Genomic DNA, 13,750 nt, shown 5'->3' with positions numbered 1-13,750 from the left:
CTTCGATTGAGAAATTTGTAGTTCCAAAGTCAACTACACCGGCAGCTTCAGCTCCATCAGATCCTTCGCGACCACGATGCGGCCCGTGTAGTTCTTCTTGACGTCGCGGGTCCAATCCTCGTCGGTCACCTCGGGATCGTCGCCCGGCACGAAGTGACTGAGCACAAGCACCTTCACACCGGCCGCAGCCGCGACGCGGCCCACGTCCTCCGTCGTGGTGTGGCTTTCCAGCAGATGCTTCTTCAACGTCGATCCGTTCTTGGTCTTGAGGACGAGACGATCGACCGCCGGCACGTAGAGACATTCGTGCACCAGCACGTCAGCGCCCTTGGCGAACTCCGCAAGCTTCGGGTTGTAGGCGGTGTCGCTGGAGAACACGATGGTGCCGTCCGGCGTCTCGAACTTGTAGGCGAAATTATCGGTGATCGGCGGATGCGGCGTGCGGAACGCGGTCACCGTCACGTCGGCCGTCTTCACGACGACGCCGTCAGTATCGATATCCTTGGCAATCAGCAGCGGCCTCGGATCTGGCCGGCCCTCGTCATCGATGCGGGTGTCGACGTCGAGCTTGTTGGTCTCCCAGAAGCTCCGCGTCATCGCCTCCAGGCCTTTCGGCCCGAACGACTGGATCGGCGTTGACAGCCCTGCGGCCCAGGCGTTGTAGAACAGGTTGCCGTATTCCAGATTGTGATCGGAATGATGGTGGCTGATCAGGATGTATTTGATCGACGGGATCGGCACGCCGGCGCTGACCAGCTGTCGGCTGACTCCCATGCCGCAATCGATCACGAACGGCGTGCCGTTGACGACGACGAGATTGGCGGGGTTCGAGGCGCCGACACCGACGCGAGGCCCGCCCTTGGTGCCGAGGAACACGATGCGTGTTCCGGCCTTGGCGCCTTGCGCGAACGCCGATGGCGCCGCGATGGCCCCGGCTGAGCCCAACGCAAGCGACAGCATCGTTCGACGATTGATCATGGCGTCCTCCCGCGGGTCTCGTTGCGCGGAAGCTAGCCCCGGCCGAGCACGCCGTCGAGGGCCGGAAGCCCGAAGATCACGGCGATCGCGATCAGCGCATAGCAGATGATGCGGAACACGCGCTCGCTGGCGCGGCCGAACAGTGAGGCGCCGAAAGCGACGCCGATCGCGTAGACCGGCCCGATGAGCAAGGAGAGCTTGAGCGAGTCCCAGGTGATCAGGCTGCTGGCGGCGTAGCTGACCATCGCGAAGCCGTCAGAGGCACCAAAGAACAGCACGATGTTCGCCCGCGCGACCTTCGGCTCGATCGGGCGTCCCAGCCAGTAGCCGACGATCGGCGGCCCACCGGTCTGCGCCACGCCGCTGCAGAAGCCGGACACGGCGCCGACGGCGACCGACAGCGCCGTGTAGTCCTTGCCGCGATAGCGCCAGCCGGAGATCAGCAGCGCAAGGAGTGCGACGACGAAGCTCGTGATGATCCAGCGCACGGTGACGGGATCGAGCCGGGAGAGGAAGTAGGTGCCGAGCGGCACCCCGACCAGCGCGCCGGCAACGATCACCGCCGTCGCCTTGCGGTCGGCATCGCGCCAGGCGTTGGGCACCGTCGGCGCCATCGCCACGAAGTCGATCACCAGCAGCAGCGGCGCGACGAGCCGTGGCGCGGCAAAGCTGCTGGCCAGCGGCATGAAGATGAGCGCCGCGCCGAAGCCGGAGAAGCCGCGCGCGGTCGCTGCGATGAAGGCAACGACCGCCACAGCGATCGTCGCGAACAGGCTGAGTTCGGCAGGGATGAGCCCGGAGAGGCTCATCCGCGCAACGTGCCGCCGGTCTTCTTGGCCACGTCGGCGGTGATCTTGGCCGCGACGGCGTCGATCTCTTCATCCGTCATGGTCTTGTCGCGCGGCTGCAGGGTGACGGCGATCGCGACCGACTTCTTGCCGTCCTCGATGCCCTTGCCCTCGTAGATGTCGAAGACGGTGACGTCGGTGATCAGCTTCTTGTCGACGCCCTGCGCTGCCTTCACGATGTCGCCGGCCTTGACCTTGCGGTCGACGATGAAGGCGAAGTCACGCGACACCGGCTGGAACGCGGAGAGCTCCAGCACCGGCTTGGCGCGAGTGGGCTTTGCCTTGGCAGCCGGGACGCGATCGAGGATGACCTCGAACGCAACCAGTGGACCGTCGGCCTTGAGCACTTCCAGCGTGCGCGGATGCAGCTCGCCGAAATGTCCGAGCACGTTCTGCGGTCCCATCTGGATCGTGCCGGAGCGTCCCGGATGCATCCAGGCAGGTCCGCCGGCGACGATCTGCACCGAGGCCATCGGCGCGCCGGCGGCCGCGAGCACGGCGAGGGCATCAGCTTTGGCATCATAGGCGTTGGCCGTCTGCGAACCCGTCCAGTGCCGGCCGAGACCCTTCGACGAGGCGATGCCACGGCGGATGCCGCTGGCGGCGACGAATTGGTCCTCCGGACGGTCGCCCTTGAAGACCTGTCCGACTTCGAAGATCGCGGCATCGCCGAAGCCGCGATCGGCGTTGGTCTGCACGGTGGCGATCAGGCCGGGCAGCAGGCTCGGGCGCATGTCGGAGAGATCGGCGGCGATCGGATTGGCGAGCGCGAGCTCGGGCTTGCCGCCGCCGAACAGCTCGGCGGCCGGCTTGGAGATGAACGACCAGGTGACGGCCTCGACCATGCCGCGCGCCGCCAGCGCGCGCTTGGCGCGGCGGGTGCGCAGTTGCAGCGGCGTCAGCACCGGCTTGCGCGGCGCATCGCCACGCTCGAACGGCGTCATCGGCACCTTGTCGACGCCGACGATGCGGACGATCTCCTCGACGATATCAGCCTTGCCATGGACGTCGCTGCGCCACGAGGGCACCGCGACCTTCACGACCGGGCCGGTGCCGGCCAGGGTGAAGCCGAGATGGGTGAGGATGCGGCGCATCTCGGGGAAAGGCACCTCGATGCCGGCGAGGCGCTTCACCTCGGTGACGGGGAAGTCGATGATGCGGTCGTCGCCATAGGCGTTGCCGACGACGACGTTGTCGGACGGCGTGCCGCCGCAGAGCTCAAGCACCAGCTTGGTCGCCATCTCCAGGCCCGGCACCATGAAGGCCGGATCGACGCCGCGCTCGAAGCGGTAGCGCGCGTCGGAATTGATGCCGAGCTTGCGGCCGGTCTGGGCGATGTTGATCTCGTTCCACAGCGCCGATTCGATCAGCACGTCAGTGGTGCCTTCGTCGCAGCCCGACGCCTCGCCGCCCATGATGCCGGCGAGCGATTCGACGCCGGCGTCGTCGGCGATCACGCACATCGAATTGTCGAGCGTGTAGGTGCGGCCGTCGAGCGCCAGCAGGGTCTCGCCATCGCGGGCGCGGCGGACGACCAGATTGCGCTTGACCTTCTTGGCGTCGAACACGTGCAGCGGCCGCGCGCGGTCGAATGTCATGTAGTTGGTGATGTCGACCAGCGCGTTGATCGGGCGCAGCCCGATCGAGGTCAGCCGCTGCTGCAGCCATTTCGGTGACGGACCGTTCTTGACGCCACGCACCAGCCGCAGCGCGAAGCCCGGACACAGCTTCTCGTCCTCCACCGCGACCTTCACGGGGCAGGCGAATTCGCCCTTGATCGGCTTGATGGCGGGATCTTTCAGCTTGCCCATGTCGGCGGCGGCGAGATCGCGCGCGATGCCGTGAACCCCGGTGCAGTCCTGGCGATTCGGCGTCAGGTTGATCTCGATCATGGGATCGCCGAGGCCTGCCCATTCCGCATAGGGCTTGCCGATCGGCGCATCCGCCGGCAGCTCCATGATGCCGTCGTGATCGTCGGAGATCTGCAGTTCGGCCGCCGAGCACAGCATGCCGCGGCTCTCGACGCCGCGGATCGTGCCGACCGACAGCGTGATGTTCTTGCCGGGAATGTAGGTGCCCGGCGGCGAGAACACCGACACCAGCCCCGCGCGGGCATTCGGCGCGCCGCAGACGACCTGCACCGGTGCGCCACCGTCGCCGGTGTCGACCATGCAGACCCGCAGCCGGTCCGCATTCGGATGCTGCTCGGCGGAGACGACGCGCGCGATTTTATACGGCGCGAGCAGCTTCGCCTTGTCCTCGAGATGCTCGACCTCGAGGCCGATCATCGTGAGCTTGTCGGCGAGCTTCTCCACCGGCTCATCGGTGTCGAGATGGTCCTTCAGCCAGGACAGCGTGAATTTCATGGCTGCATGCCTCGGATCTTGCTGTTGTTCGTATCGTGCGAATTGTCTTGGCCGCTTGCACCGCTCTCTCTGCTCCCTCCCCCCTTGTGGGGGAGGGTCGGGGAGGGGGGTAAGCCGCGGGCGCGGTCGTTGAGGACTTGGCGGATGGCTTCAACAACGCCTTCCAAGTTTGACGTCACCTGCTCGTTGGTGAAACGGAGGACTTCAAACCCTTCGGTAGCGAAAAACGCATCGCGTTTGGCGTCTTTTGCTTGCCGTTCGTCAAAGTCATGCGACTCGCCGTCTAGTTCGATCACGAGCTTTGCCGAAAAGCAGACGAAGTCTGCGATGTAGTTCTGAATCGGGACTTGGCGCCGAAAGCCGGCGTCATCGATCCGGTTTGCCTTGATATAGCGCCACAGCAGCGTCTCAGCGTGCGTCATCGCATGGCGAAGTTGCTTCGCTCTGTTGCGCTGGCGCTCGCTGACGTCTGCGTGCGGCATCCTGGGCTACCCCCCTCCCTGACCCTCCCCCACAAGGGGGGAGGGAACGGAAAGACCGGTTCCTGTTGAACCAAGCATACGGAGGAGCCAGCCCTCCCCCGCAGGCGGGAGAGGGAGTCCGACTGTCCGAGTCGAGAGATCGGGGCTCATCAGGCTCACGTGCTCAATCCTCCCGCGAGGGTCGGCACCTCCAGCGGCTTGAAGCCGTAGTGGGACAGCCAGCGGACGTCGCCTTCGAACAGCTGGCGCAAATCGCTCATGCCGTATTTCAGCATGGCGATGCGGTCGATGCCCATGCCCCAGGCAAAACCCTGGTACTCGTCGGGATCGATGCCGCAGGCGCGCAGCACGTTCGGATGCACCATGCCGCAACCGAGAATCTCCAGCCAGTCCTCGCCCTCGCCGAAGCGGATCTCGCCCTTGTCGCGGCGGCACTGGATGTCGACCTCGAGCGACGGTTCGGTGAACGGGAAGAACGACGGCCGGAACTTCATGTTGATGTGGTCGACCTCGAAGAACGCCTTGCAGAACTCGTGCAGGATCCATTTGAGGTGGCCGAGATGCGAGCCCTTGTCGATGACGAGGCCCTCGACCTGGTGGAATTGCGGCGTATGGGTCGCATCCGAATCGATGCGGTAGGTGCGGCCCGGGCAGATCACGCGGATCGGCGGCTTCTGGGTCAGCATCGTCCGAACCTGCACCGGCGAGGTATGGGTCCGCAGCAGCATGCGCGAGCCGTCCTCCTTCGGGTTGAAGAAGAAGGTGTCGTGCATCTCGCGCGCCGGATGGCCTTCGGGGAAGTTCAGCTTGGTGAAGTTGTAGTCGTCGGTCTCGACATCGGGGCCTTCCGCGATCGAGAAGCCCATATCGGCGAAGATCGTGGTCAGCTCGTCCATCACCTGGCTGAGCGGATGAATGCGGCCGCTGTCGGCCGGCGCATCCTGCAGCGGCAGGGTGACGTCGATGGTCTCGGCGGCGAGGCGCGCATCGAGGGCTGCGGCCTTCAGCACGTCGCGGCGCGTGGTCAGCGCCTGCGTGACCTTGTCCTTGGCGAGGTTGATCGCGGCGCCTTGCGTCTTGCGCTCGTCCGGCGACATTTTGCCGAGCGTGGCCAGCAACGCCGAGATCGAGCCCTTCTTGCCGAGCGCGGCGACGCGGACGGCTTCCAGCGCAGCTTCATCGCCGGCGGCGGCGATCTGGTCGAGGATCGAGGTTTCGAGCGAAGCGAGATCGGACACGGGCAAAATCTCCGCAGGGCAAAGGCGGCTGGGTTGTCGCCGCGCCGGCGACAGGGGTCAAGCGAAAGCAGCGATGGCACCGGACAGCAAAAAGCGGCCGAGAGCGTCGGCCGCTTTTGAAGTCCTCACGATGAGGAAGGCGATCAGGCGGCGAGCGCGGCCTTGGCCTTCACAACGATCGCCTCGAACGCGGCGGGCTCGTTGATCGCGAGATCCGACAGCACCTTGCGGTCGACGGTGATGCCGGACTTGGACAGGCCGTCGATAAAGCGGCTGTAGGTCAGCTCGAATGGACGCACGGCGGCGTTCAGGCGCTGGATCCAGAGCGCGCGGAAGGTGCGCTTCTTGCGCTTGCGATCGCGGAACGCATACTGGCCGGCCTTCTCGACGGCGGCCTTGGCGGCGCGGATGGTATTCTTGCGGCGGCCGTAGAAACCCTTGGCGGCCTTGTAGACCTTCTTGTGCTTGGCGTGGGCGGTCACACCGCGTTTGACGCGAGACATGACGGAAATCCTTGATCAGAGGTGATGAAGAGCCGCGTCGCGCGCGGCCGAGGGTTCGGAAGCGAGAGGCCGGTCAGGCGTTCGGCAAGAAGTACTTCTTGACGTTGTCGCCGTCGGTCTTGAACAGCACGCGGGTGCCGCGCAGCTGCCGGATCTGCTTCTTGGTCCGCTTGATCATGCCGTGGCGCTTACCGCGCTGAGCGTGCATCACCTTGCCGGTCCCCGTCACCTTGAAGCGCTTTTTAGCGCCGGATTTGGTCTTCAGCTTGGGCATTTGGCTCTCCTTGATGCCAACGGCAAGCCGCCCGCGAAAGCGGCGCCATCCGGCGAAAATGCTCGTTAGAGCGTTGGTTGTGCTCAGGTTTCGGGTCCAAACGAGGACCCACCCGCACAGGGACATCGCCACGGCAGCCCTTGATCAGCCGGGCGACGAAGGCCGCGCTTATGCCAGAGACAAAGGGCCTTGGCAACGTCGAACCATGGAATCAGCTATTCCGACCCATGATCAGCTTTCGTTAACCAAGCCGAGGTCCGCCATGGTCCGTTTCCTTCTGACCGCCGCCGCCGTCGTGACCGCGATGTCCACGTCCGCCCCGGCGCAAGCCGTCGGCTTCGATGGTCCCTGGACCGTCCTGATCATCACCGAGGCCGGCAGTTGCGATCAGGGCTACAGCTTCCCGGTGCAGATCAGCGGCGGGCGGGTGACCTCGGCCGGCTCCGCCAATATCACCGGCACGGTCGGCCGCGGCGGTGCCGTCACGGTGCGGGTCTCGCAGGGCGGCTCGTCGGCCAGTGGTAATGGGCGGTTGGGCGCGACCTCGGGCTTCGGCCGCTGGAGCGGCAAAGGCTCCGCCGGCACCTGCAGCGGGCGGTGGCAGGCGACGCGGTCCTGATACCGTCCAAAAGAACGGCCGTGATCCGTCCCCTCAAGAGAAAAGCCCGCCAACGCGTGGCGGGCCCGGTTTGAAGCGTGGTCCCTCGCCTCTCAGCGCGGGGCCAGAACCATGACGACCTGACGGCCCTCGAACTTGGCGTCCTGCTCGACCTTGGCGAACGCCGCCACGTCGGACTTCACCTTGTCGAGCAGCTTGGTGCCGATCTCCTGGTGCGCCATTTCGCGGCCGCGATAGCGCAGGGTGATCTTGACCTTGTCGCCCTCTTCGAAGAAGCGCTGCATCGCCCGCATCTTCACGTCGTAGTCGTGGTCATCGATCATCGGACGGAGCTTGATCTCCTTGATCTCGACGACCTTCTGCTTCTTGCGGGCCTCGGCGGCCTTCTTCTGCGCCGAATATTTGTACTTCCCGTAGTCCATGATCTTACAGACGGGAGGCGAATTGTTCGGCGAAATCTCGACCAGGTCCATGCCGGCCTCGGCCGCCATCTTGATCGCGACAACGGTCTCGACGACACCACGGTTGGTGCCTTCGGCGTCGATCAGCTGGATCTGCGCATTGCGAATCTCATCATTGGTGCGCGGCCCGTCTTTGACGGCAGCGGGCGGGGCTCGATTAGGGCGGCGAATGGGTAGTTCTCCAAGGTTGTGGAAGAAGGCGGCTAGTTTGAAGGAAGATGCCTTTGCGGGCAAGGTCGCGCAGGCCCGGTGCGTCGAAATTCCGCCCGGCAATTGCGGCACTTGCGTCGCACGCGCAGGATGTCGGCGTGGCGGCGTATTCCCCCAAAGGAGACCAACTGGCCAGGCGGGCGCGAACGCGCGGGTCCAGCCTTGTGGTTCCGCCCGCGGACATAGAGTGCGCGACACGCTTTCGCAAGCGGCAGCGTCGCTCCAAGCCGATTGACGGACACGGCCGGCTCCCCCACACAACGTCCGCCATTGGGTAACGATCCATGAACCAACCAATCGAATCGACCGACCTCCCAGCCTTCATCTCTGTCGGCGCCGGCGATGCCGCACGCCAGATCGCTGTACGGGCCCGCCCGGGGACTGCGCCGGGGCTGTTCTGGCTCGGCGGCTTCAATTCCGACATGAAGGGCACCAAGGCGGTGGCGCTCGAGGCCTGGGCGGCCGAACGCGACCGCGCCTGCGTTCGGTTCGACTATTCCGGCCACGGCGAATCCGGCGGGCGCTTCGTCGACGGCACCATCGGCCGCTGGCTCGAGGAGAGCGTGGCCGTGTTCCGGCAGTTCTGCCGCGGGCCGCAGGTGGTCATCGGCTCGTCGATGGGCGGCTGGATGGCGCTGCTGCTGGCGCGCGAACTGCTGAAGCAGCCCGGCGAGGCTTCGCTGGCGGGTCTGGTGCTGATCGCGCCGGCGCCCGATTTCACCGAGGAGCTGATGTGGAAGGGTTTTTCGGCTGATATCCGCCGGGAGATCGAGACCAACGGCGTCTGGATGCGTCCGTCGGAATATGGCGAGCCCTATCCGATCACGCGGGCGCTGATCGAGGACGGACGGAATCACCTGCTGCTCGGCAGCGCCATCAATGTCGGCTGCCCCGTCCGCATCCTGCAGGGCGCGCAGGATCCCGACGTGCCCTGGCAGCACGCCTTCGCGTTGGCGCACCGGCTGCCGGCGGAGGACGTCGTGCTGACCATGATCCAGGACGGCGATCACCGGCTGTCGCGGCCGCAGGACATCGCGCGGATGCTGGCCGCCGTCGGCGAGATGGGTTGACGCCGGCCGCGTCAGCATCGGGTTTGCCACTCCGCGCGGACGTTGTCGTCGGTTTCGGTGGCGAGCGCGGCCTCGGCCGTTTTCGTGAAGGTCTGCGGGTCGAGCAGTTCTCCGAGCGCCCAGGCCGCCGCGCCCCGCACCAGTGGATTCGGATCACGGGCGAGCCGTTCGGCCCCCGGGATCAGCGCGGCTTCGCCGGAGTTGCCGATGGCGATCAGCACGTTGCGCAGGAAGCGGTCGCGGCCGATGCGCTTGATCGGTGACTTCGTGAACAGTGCGCGGAAGGCGGCGTCGTCGAGGCCAGCCAACTCGGCCAGCTCAGGCGCGCGTAGCGCGTCTCGCGCCGCCAGCTTCGCCTCGCGCCCCTCCTGCGCGAACTTGTTCCAGGGACAGGCGGCGAGGCAGTCGTCGCAGCCATAGACGCGGTTGCCCATGGCCTTGCGGAATTCGCGCGGGATCGGACCCTTGCTCTCGATGGTCAGATACGAGATGCAGCGCCGCGCATCGAGGCTGTAGGGCGCCGGGAACGCCGCGGTGGGACAGCTGTCGAGGCAGGCCCGGCACGAGCCGCAATGATCGCGCTCCGGCGTGTCCATCGGCAGCGCGAGCGTGGTGTAGATCGCGCCGAGGAACAGCCAGGAGCCGAAGCCTGATGACACCAGGTTGGTGTGCTTGCCCTGCCATCCCAGGCCCGCCGCTTCCGCAAGCGGCTTCTCCATCACGGCGGCGGTATCGACGAACACCTTCACGTCGCCACCTGCGTTGGCGACCAGCCAGCGCGCCAGCGTCTTGAGGTTCTTCTTGATGACGTCGTGATAGTCGTCGCCCCGCGCATAGACCGAGATCGCGGCACGGCTGCGCTGGTCGAGAATCGTGAGCGGGTCCTCGTCGGGCCCGTAATTGACGCCAAGCATGATGACGCTGCGGACCTCGCTCCACAGCACCAGTGGATCGGTGCGTCGCGACGGCTCGCGGGCGAGCCAGTCCATGTCGCCGTGCCGGCCCTCGGCGAGGAAGCGCTCGAAGGCGGCGATTCGCTCAGCGCTCACCACCGGCACGGTGATGCCGATGCAATCGAAGCCGAGCTTAAGCGCCTCGGCTGCCAGCGCCGCCTTGAGGGCGTCTGGCGCGTTGGCGCTCAGAAGTCGAGATCCACGTAGGTCCGCGACGCCGGCACGCCGGCCAGCCAGTCGGACAGCAGCGGCCGGAACGACGGCCGCGACTTCACCCGCGCATACCACGCCTTCGCGGCATCGTCCTCGATCCACGGCACGTCGCCGAGATAGTCGATCGCCGAGAGATGCGCGGCGGCGGCAAGGTCGGCATAGGTCAGGCGGTCGCCGGCGAGGAAATTGCGCCGCTGCGCCAGCCAGCCGATATAGGCGAGGTGATAGCGCACATTGGTCTTGGCGGCGCGAATCACGTCGGTCGACGGCGGCCCGCCGCCATCCTCCTCGCTCATGAAGCGCTTGTAGATGCGCTCCGTGACCAGCAGGTTCGAGGCCTCCTCGAAGAACTTGGTGTTGAACCAGTCCATCAGACGGCGCACCTCGACGCGCTCGGCCGGCGATGATGGCATCAGCCGGCGGTCGCCGGCGTCCGGCCCGCAGGTCTCGTCGAGGAATTCGGCGATCACGCCGACGCCGGGCACCGGCGGCATATCGTCGACCGACAGCACCGGCGTCGTGGCCGCCGGATTGAGCACGAGGAACGCCTCGCGACGTTCCCAGGCGCGTTCCTCCACCAGGCGCAGATCGAGCCCGTATTCGCCGAGCACCAGGCGGACGAAACGCGAATGCGGGCAGAAGGGATGGTGGTAGAGCGTGTACATGAAGCCTTTCGACGATTCCGCAGCCACTGCGCTTAACGAACGATCAACCACCGGCTTGCGCCGATGCATCGTCCCGATACCGCCGGGCGGTGGCCCTCGCGAATCGGACCATTAGCGCATGGTCGGCGAAAGTGTAAGCAGTAGGGCTGCGGGCCGGCATGCTGGAAACGACGCTCCGGGGAACAACGCGCCAGATCCGCCGCCCGGCCGTGCGCCCTCTTGATTCGTATGGCCGATCACGCACCGGTTCATTCTTCCGATGTGGCCGCTCGCAGCGCTTTTTGCAATTGCGGGCGTGGGCCGAATAGGCGAGAAGGGCGGCGTTTTGCCGGCAAGGTTGGATCGGATCAATGATGTCAGACACGCTGCGGGCGGTGATTCTCGGGATCATCGAAGGCGTCACCGAATTCCTCCCGGTCTCCTCGACCGGCCATCTGCTGCTCGCGGAGCGCTTCTTCGGCCTCGGCGACGAGGGCTTCTGGAAGAGCTTTGCGATCCTCATCCAGCTCGGCGCCATCCTCGCGATCGTGGCGCTGTACTTCTTCAAGCTGTCGCGCGTCGCCGTGGGCGCCCTTACCAACCCCGACGACCGCCGCTTCATCATCGGCGTGCTGATCGCCTTTCTGCCCGCCGTCATTATCGGACTCATCGCCGGCAAATACATCAAGGCGCTCCTGTTCGACCCCTGGGTCGTCTGCTTCTCGCTGATCGTCGGCGGCGCCATCCTGCTGTGGGTCGACCAGATCGACCTGAAGCCGCGGGAGCATGACGCCACGCGCTATCCGCTGCTGATGTATCTCTGGATCGGCGTCGCGCAGTGCATGGCGATGATCCCCGGCGTGTCGCGCTCCGGCGCCACCATCGTGGCGGCGATGCTGCTCGGCGGCGACAAGCGCTCGGCCGCGGAGTTCTCCTTCTTCCTGGCGATCCCGACCATGGTCGGCGCCTTCGTCTACGACTTCTACAAGAGCCGCGCCGAGATGACGTCCGATCATCTCGGCCTCATCGCGATCGGCTTCGTCGTCTCCTTCATCACCGCGATGATCGTGGTGAAGGCCTTCCTCGGCTACGTCACCCGCCACGGCTTCGTGCTGTTCGCCTGGTGGCGCGTCGTCGTCGGCACACTCGGCCTGATCGCGCTGGCGCTGGGGAAGTAGTCCGCCGCTCTATCCGCTCGTCATTGCGAGCGTAAGCGAAGCAATCCAGAATCGCACGTGACGCCCTGGATTGCTTCGCTACGCTCGCAATGACGGCGGTTAACAGTTGTGCCTCTCACGCATTCTTGCGCTGAAACTGCCCCGCGGGGCGGAAGCGCCAGAGATATTGCGGGCCGACGGCTTCCAGCGAATCCGGCGTGATACCGAGGCCCTGAAGCGTGAGTCCGGCCGCCTTCGCGGCCTCCGACACGACGTTGTCACGACGCAGCAGCTCGACCTGGTCCGGCGTCAGCTTCAGCGGGCCCGGCGCGAACTGCAGGAACGCGGCCTGCAGCTTCGCCAGCCCGAACGGCAGCGGCAGCAGCATGCGATCGCGGTCGGTGATGTCGAGGATGATCTTGAGGATCTCGCGGAAGCTCAGCACCTCCGGTCCGCCAAGCTCATAGGTTGCGCCGGCCTGCGCCTTGCCGTCGACAGCGTCGGCCACGGCATTCGCGACGTCGCCGACATAGACCGGCTGCATCTTGGTCTCGCCGCCGCCGACCAGCGGCAGGAACGGCGCGATGCGGGCGAGTCCCGCGAAGCGGTTGGTGAACTGGTCCTCGGGGCCGAACACCACCGACGGCCGCATGATCACGGCCTCCGGCACCGCGGCCAGCGCGGCGGCTTCGCCGGCGGCCTTGGCGCGCGCGTAAGCCGAGGCCGACTCGGCATCGGCGCCGATCGCCGACACGTGCACCAGCCGGGCGCCCGCGGCGGCCGCGGCCTTGGCGACGGTGGCGGCGCCTTCCGCCTGCACGGCGTCGAAGGTCTGCGCGCCGCTCTCGGTCAGGATGCCGACGAGGTTGATCGCGACATGGCTGTCGCGCAACGCGGCAGCCACCGAGTCGGGATAGCGCAGATTGGCCTGCACGGTGTGGATCTGGCCGACGCGGCCGAGCGGCTGCAGGTGGCCGGCGAGCTCCGGCCGGCGCACCGCGACGCGGATGCGATAGTCGCGCTTGGCCAGCGCCCGGACCACGTTGCGGCCGACGAAGCCGGAGCCGCCGAACACGGTGACGAGGGTGTCCAGATTCGATGCCATTGGGATCATTCCTGGGATAGCCGGGCGGTCGATCCGCCCCGGACGAGAAGCCTGTCAGCGGCGATTCGCACCCCGCGGCCCGCCATCTTGGACCGCTGTATAGCCCATCGCCCGCATCGCGGAAAAGGGAGCCGTGTTTTTGCGCCTGGGGTGAGAAAAATTGTCATCTTGGGCTCGGAGTGGTTTGACAAGCCGCCGTTCGATCCGTACACACCGCCTCCACATGCCCAGGTGGCGGAATTGGTAGACGCGCTGGCTTCAGGTGCCAGTGGCTTAACGGCCGTGAAGGTTCGAGTCCTTTCCTGGGCACCACGCTTCGCTCTTCGAGCTCCGCGTGGCGCCGCCGAGCTGAGGCTCGGATTGTGAATTTTCCCCTGACATCGCTGTAGCTGCCGACGACGCGGGACCACGCATTCCGTGGGTCGCAGACGCTTCGTCTCGCACTGGCGGCTTTCGCCGTAAGCTCCATTCGAGCCATGACATCATCTCGTTGCACCACCTCGTTGCAGTTCTCGATCTCGCCGCGCTGACGGTCTGCTCCCCTCCCCCTTGCGGCTGTCCTATTCACAGATCTTGCCAAGTGTTTTGATTGCTGATTCCGTGGGTTAGGCAACGACGCGCGGGAAGAG

14 protein-coding genes and 1 tRNA gene are annotated in these 13,750 nt (G+C 65.9%); 4 read left to right on the top strand and 11 right to left on the bottom strand.

Going from position 1 to position 13,750, the window contains the following annotated elements; all coding sequences use genetic code 11:
* Positions 1 to 33: 33 nt before the first annotated feature.
* The 7 genes from ACQR1Y_RS18460 to rpmI form a co-directional block, all read right to left on the bottom strand.
* Positions 34 to 978 (bottom strand): MBL fold metallo-hydrolase, encoded by a 945-nt coding sequence (locus ACQR1Y_RS18460; RefSeq protein WP_434877798.1) that lies wholly within the window; start codon positions 976 to 978, stop codon positions 34 to 36.
* Between the two features lie 32 nt (positions 979 to 1,010).
* The gene (locus ACQR1Y_RS18455) at positions 1,011 to 1,787 is read right to left on the bottom strand and encodes a sulfite exporter TauE/SafE family protein (RefSeq protein ID WP_434877799.1); all 777 of its coding nucleotides are present in this window, start codon (positions 1,785 to 1,787) and stop codon (positions 1,011 to 1,013) included.
* Positions 1,784 to 4,192 (bottom strand): phenylalanine--tRNA ligase subunit beta, encoded by a 2,409-nt coding sequence (gene pheT / locus ACQR1Y_RS18450; protein WP_434877800.1) that lies wholly within the window; start codon positions 4,190 to 4,192, stop codon positions 1,784 to 1,786. The genes ACQR1Y_RS18455 and pheT overlap by 4 nt, the downstream gene beginning before the upstream one ends.
* The gene (locus tag ACQR1Y_RS18445) at positions 4,189 to 4,674 is read right to left on the bottom strand and encodes an endonuclease domain-containing protein (RefSeq protein ID WP_434877801.1); all 486 of its coding nucleotides are present in this window, start codon (positions 4,672 to 4,674) and stop codon (positions 4,189 to 4,191) included. The genes pheT and ACQR1Y_RS18445 overlap by 4 nt, the downstream gene beginning before the upstream one ends.
* A 155-nt stretch (positions 4,675 to 4,829) precedes the next feature.
* Positions 4,830 to 5,912: a phenylalanine--tRNA ligase subunit alpha gene (pheS, locus tag ACQR1Y_RS18440; RefSeq protein ID WP_434877802.1), complete on the bottom strand. Its 1,083-nt coding sequence runs from the start codon at positions 5,910 to 5,912 to the stop codon at positions 4,830 to 4,832.
* A gap of 143 nt (positions 5,913 to 6,055) precedes the next feature.
* Complete coding sequence (rplT, locus tag ACQR1Y_RS18435; protein WP_006612326.1) at positions 6,056 to 6,415, bottom strand: 50S ribosomal protein L20; 360 nt, start codon at positions 6,413 to 6,415, stop codon at positions 6,056 to 6,058.
* Positions 6,416 to 6,488: 73 nt separating this feature from the next.
* Positions 6,489 to 6,689: a 50S ribosomal protein L35 gene (rpmI, locus tag ACQR1Y_RS18430; protein WP_006612327.1), complete on the bottom strand. Its 201-nt coding sequence runs from the start codon at positions 6,687 to 6,689 to the stop codon at positions 6,489 to 6,491.
* Between the two features lie 262 nt (positions 6,690 to 6,951).
* Here rpmI and ACQR1Y_RS18425 point away from each other — a divergent pair, with 262 nt between their 5' ends.
* Positions 6,952 to 7,308, top strand: a complete 357-nt coding sequence (locus ACQR1Y_RS18425) for a hypothetical protein (RefSeq protein WP_434877803.1) — start codon at positions 6,952 to 6,954, stop codon at positions 7,306 to 7,308.
* A gap of 92 nt (positions 7,309 to 7,400) precedes the next feature.
* On the opposite strand, the gene infC is transcribed toward ACQR1Y_RS18425, so the two are convergent.
* A complete protein-coding gene (gene infC / locus ACQR1Y_RS18420) occupies positions 7,401 to 7,940 on the bottom strand; it encodes a translation initiation factor IF-3 (protein WP_085963464.1) in 540 nt (179 codons plus the stop codon).
* Positions 7,941 to 8,263: 323 nt separating this feature from the next.
* On the opposite strand from infC, the gene ACQR1Y_RS18415 reads away from it, so the two are divergent.
* Positions 8,264 to 9,049 (top strand): alpha/beta hydrolase, encoded by a 786-nt coding sequence (locus ACQR1Y_RS18415; RefSeq protein WP_434877804.1) that lies wholly within the window; start codon positions 8,264 to 8,266, stop codon positions 9,047 to 9,049.
* A gap of 11 nt (positions 9,050 to 9,060) precedes the next feature.
* Here the strand turns inward: ACQR1Y_RS18415 and queG are convergent, their stop codons facing one another.
* Together queG and ACQR1Y_RS18405 are read right to left on the bottom strand one after the other, a co-directional pair.
* Positions 9,061 to 10,239, bottom strand: coding sequence for a tRNA epoxyqueuosine(34) reductase QueG (queG, locus tag ACQR1Y_RS18410; RefSeq protein WP_434877816.1), 1,179 nt, complete (start codon positions 10,237 to 10,239; stop codon positions 9,061 to 9,063).
* Complete coding sequence (locus ACQR1Y_RS18405; RefSeq protein ID WP_434877805.1) at positions 10,188 to 10,880, bottom strand: glutathione S-transferase family protein; 693 nt, start codon at positions 10,878 to 10,880, stop codon at positions 10,188 to 10,190. The genes queG and ACQR1Y_RS18405 overlap by 52 nt, the downstream gene beginning before the upstream one ends.
* A 350-nt stretch (positions 10,881 to 11,230) precedes the next feature.
* Here ACQR1Y_RS18405 and ACQR1Y_RS18400 point away from each other — a divergent pair, with 350 nt between their 5' ends.
* Positions 11,231 to 12,037, top strand: coding sequence for an undecaprenyl-diphosphate phosphatase (locus ACQR1Y_RS18400; RefSeq protein WP_434877806.1), 807 nt, complete (start codon positions 11,231 to 11,233; stop codon positions 12,035 to 12,037).
* A 115-nt stretch (positions 12,038 to 12,152) separates the two neighbouring features.
* Here ACQR1Y_RS18400 and ACQR1Y_RS18395 read toward each other — a convergent pair whose 3' ends face one another.
* Positions 12,153 to 13,121: a complex I NDUFA9 subunit family protein gene (locus tag ACQR1Y_RS18395; RefSeq protein ID WP_434877807.1), complete on the bottom strand. Its 969-nt coding sequence runs from the start codon at positions 13,119 to 13,121 to the stop codon at positions 12,153 to 12,155.
* 225 nt (positions 13,122 to 13,346) lie between these two features.
* Between ACQR1Y_RS18395 and ACQR1Y_RS18390 the strand changes: the two genes are divergently transcribed.
* A tRNA-Leu gene (locus ACQR1Y_RS18390) sits at positions 13,347 to 13,433 on the top strand.
* Positions 13,434 to 13,750: the final 317 nt, after the last annotated feature.

The organism is Bradyrhizobium sp. HKCCYLRH3099 (genome assembly GCF_051167855.1).
Lineage (GTDB): Bacteria > Pseudomonadota > Alphaproteobacteria > Rhizobiales > Xanthobacteraceae > Bradyrhizobium.
This window is presented reverse-complemented; position numbering and strand designations above follow the sequence as displayed.

Excerpts from the sequence above, each read along its gene's own strand:
- ACQR1Y_RS18415 (WP_434877804.1), top strand. The coding sequence starts at position 8,264 with ATGAACCAACCAATCGAATCGACCGACCTCCCAGCCTTCATCTCTGTC.
- ACQR1Y_RS18405 (WP_434877805.1), bottom strand. The coding sequence starts at position 10,880 with ATGTACACGCTCTACCACCATCCCTTCTGCCCGCATTCGCGTTTCGTC.
- ACQR1Y_RS18400 (WP_434877806.1), top strand. The coding sequence starts at position 11,231 with ATGATGTCAGACACGCTGCGGGCGGTGATTCTCGGGATCATCGAAGGC.
- ACQR1Y_RS18460 (WP_434877798.1), bottom strand. The coding sequence starts at position 978 with ATGATCAATCGTCGAACGATGCTGTCGCTTGCGTTGGGCTCAGCCGGG.
- pheT (WP_434877800.1), bottom strand. The coding sequence starts at position 4,192 with ATGAAATTCACGCTGTCCTGGCTGAAGGACCATCTCGACACCGATGAG.
- ACQR1Y_RS18425 (WP_434877803.1), top strand. The coding sequence starts at position 6,952 with ATGGTCCGTTTCCTTCTGACCGCCGCCGCCGTCGTGACCGCGATGTCC.
- rpmI (WP_006612327.1), bottom strand. The coding sequence starts at position 6,689 with ATGCCCAAGCTGAAGACCAAATCCGGCGCTAAAAAGCGCTTCAAGGTG.
- ACQR1Y_RS18395 (WP_434877807.1), bottom strand. The coding sequence starts at position 13,121 with ATGGCATCGAATCTGGACACCCTCGTCACCGTGTTCGGCGGCTCCGGC.
- rplT (WP_006612326.1), bottom strand. The coding sequence starts at position 6,415 with ATGTCTCGCGTCAAACGCGGTGTGACCGCCCACGCCAAGCACAAGAAG.
- ACQR1Y_RS18445 (WP_434877801.1), bottom strand. The coding sequence starts at position 4,674 with ATGCCGCACGCAGACGTCAGCGAGCGCCAGCGCAACAGAGCGAAGCAA.
- ACQR1Y_RS18455 (WP_434877799.1), bottom strand. The coding sequence starts at position 1,787 with ATGAGCCTCTCCGGGCTCATCCCTGCCGAACTCAGCCTGTTCGCGACG.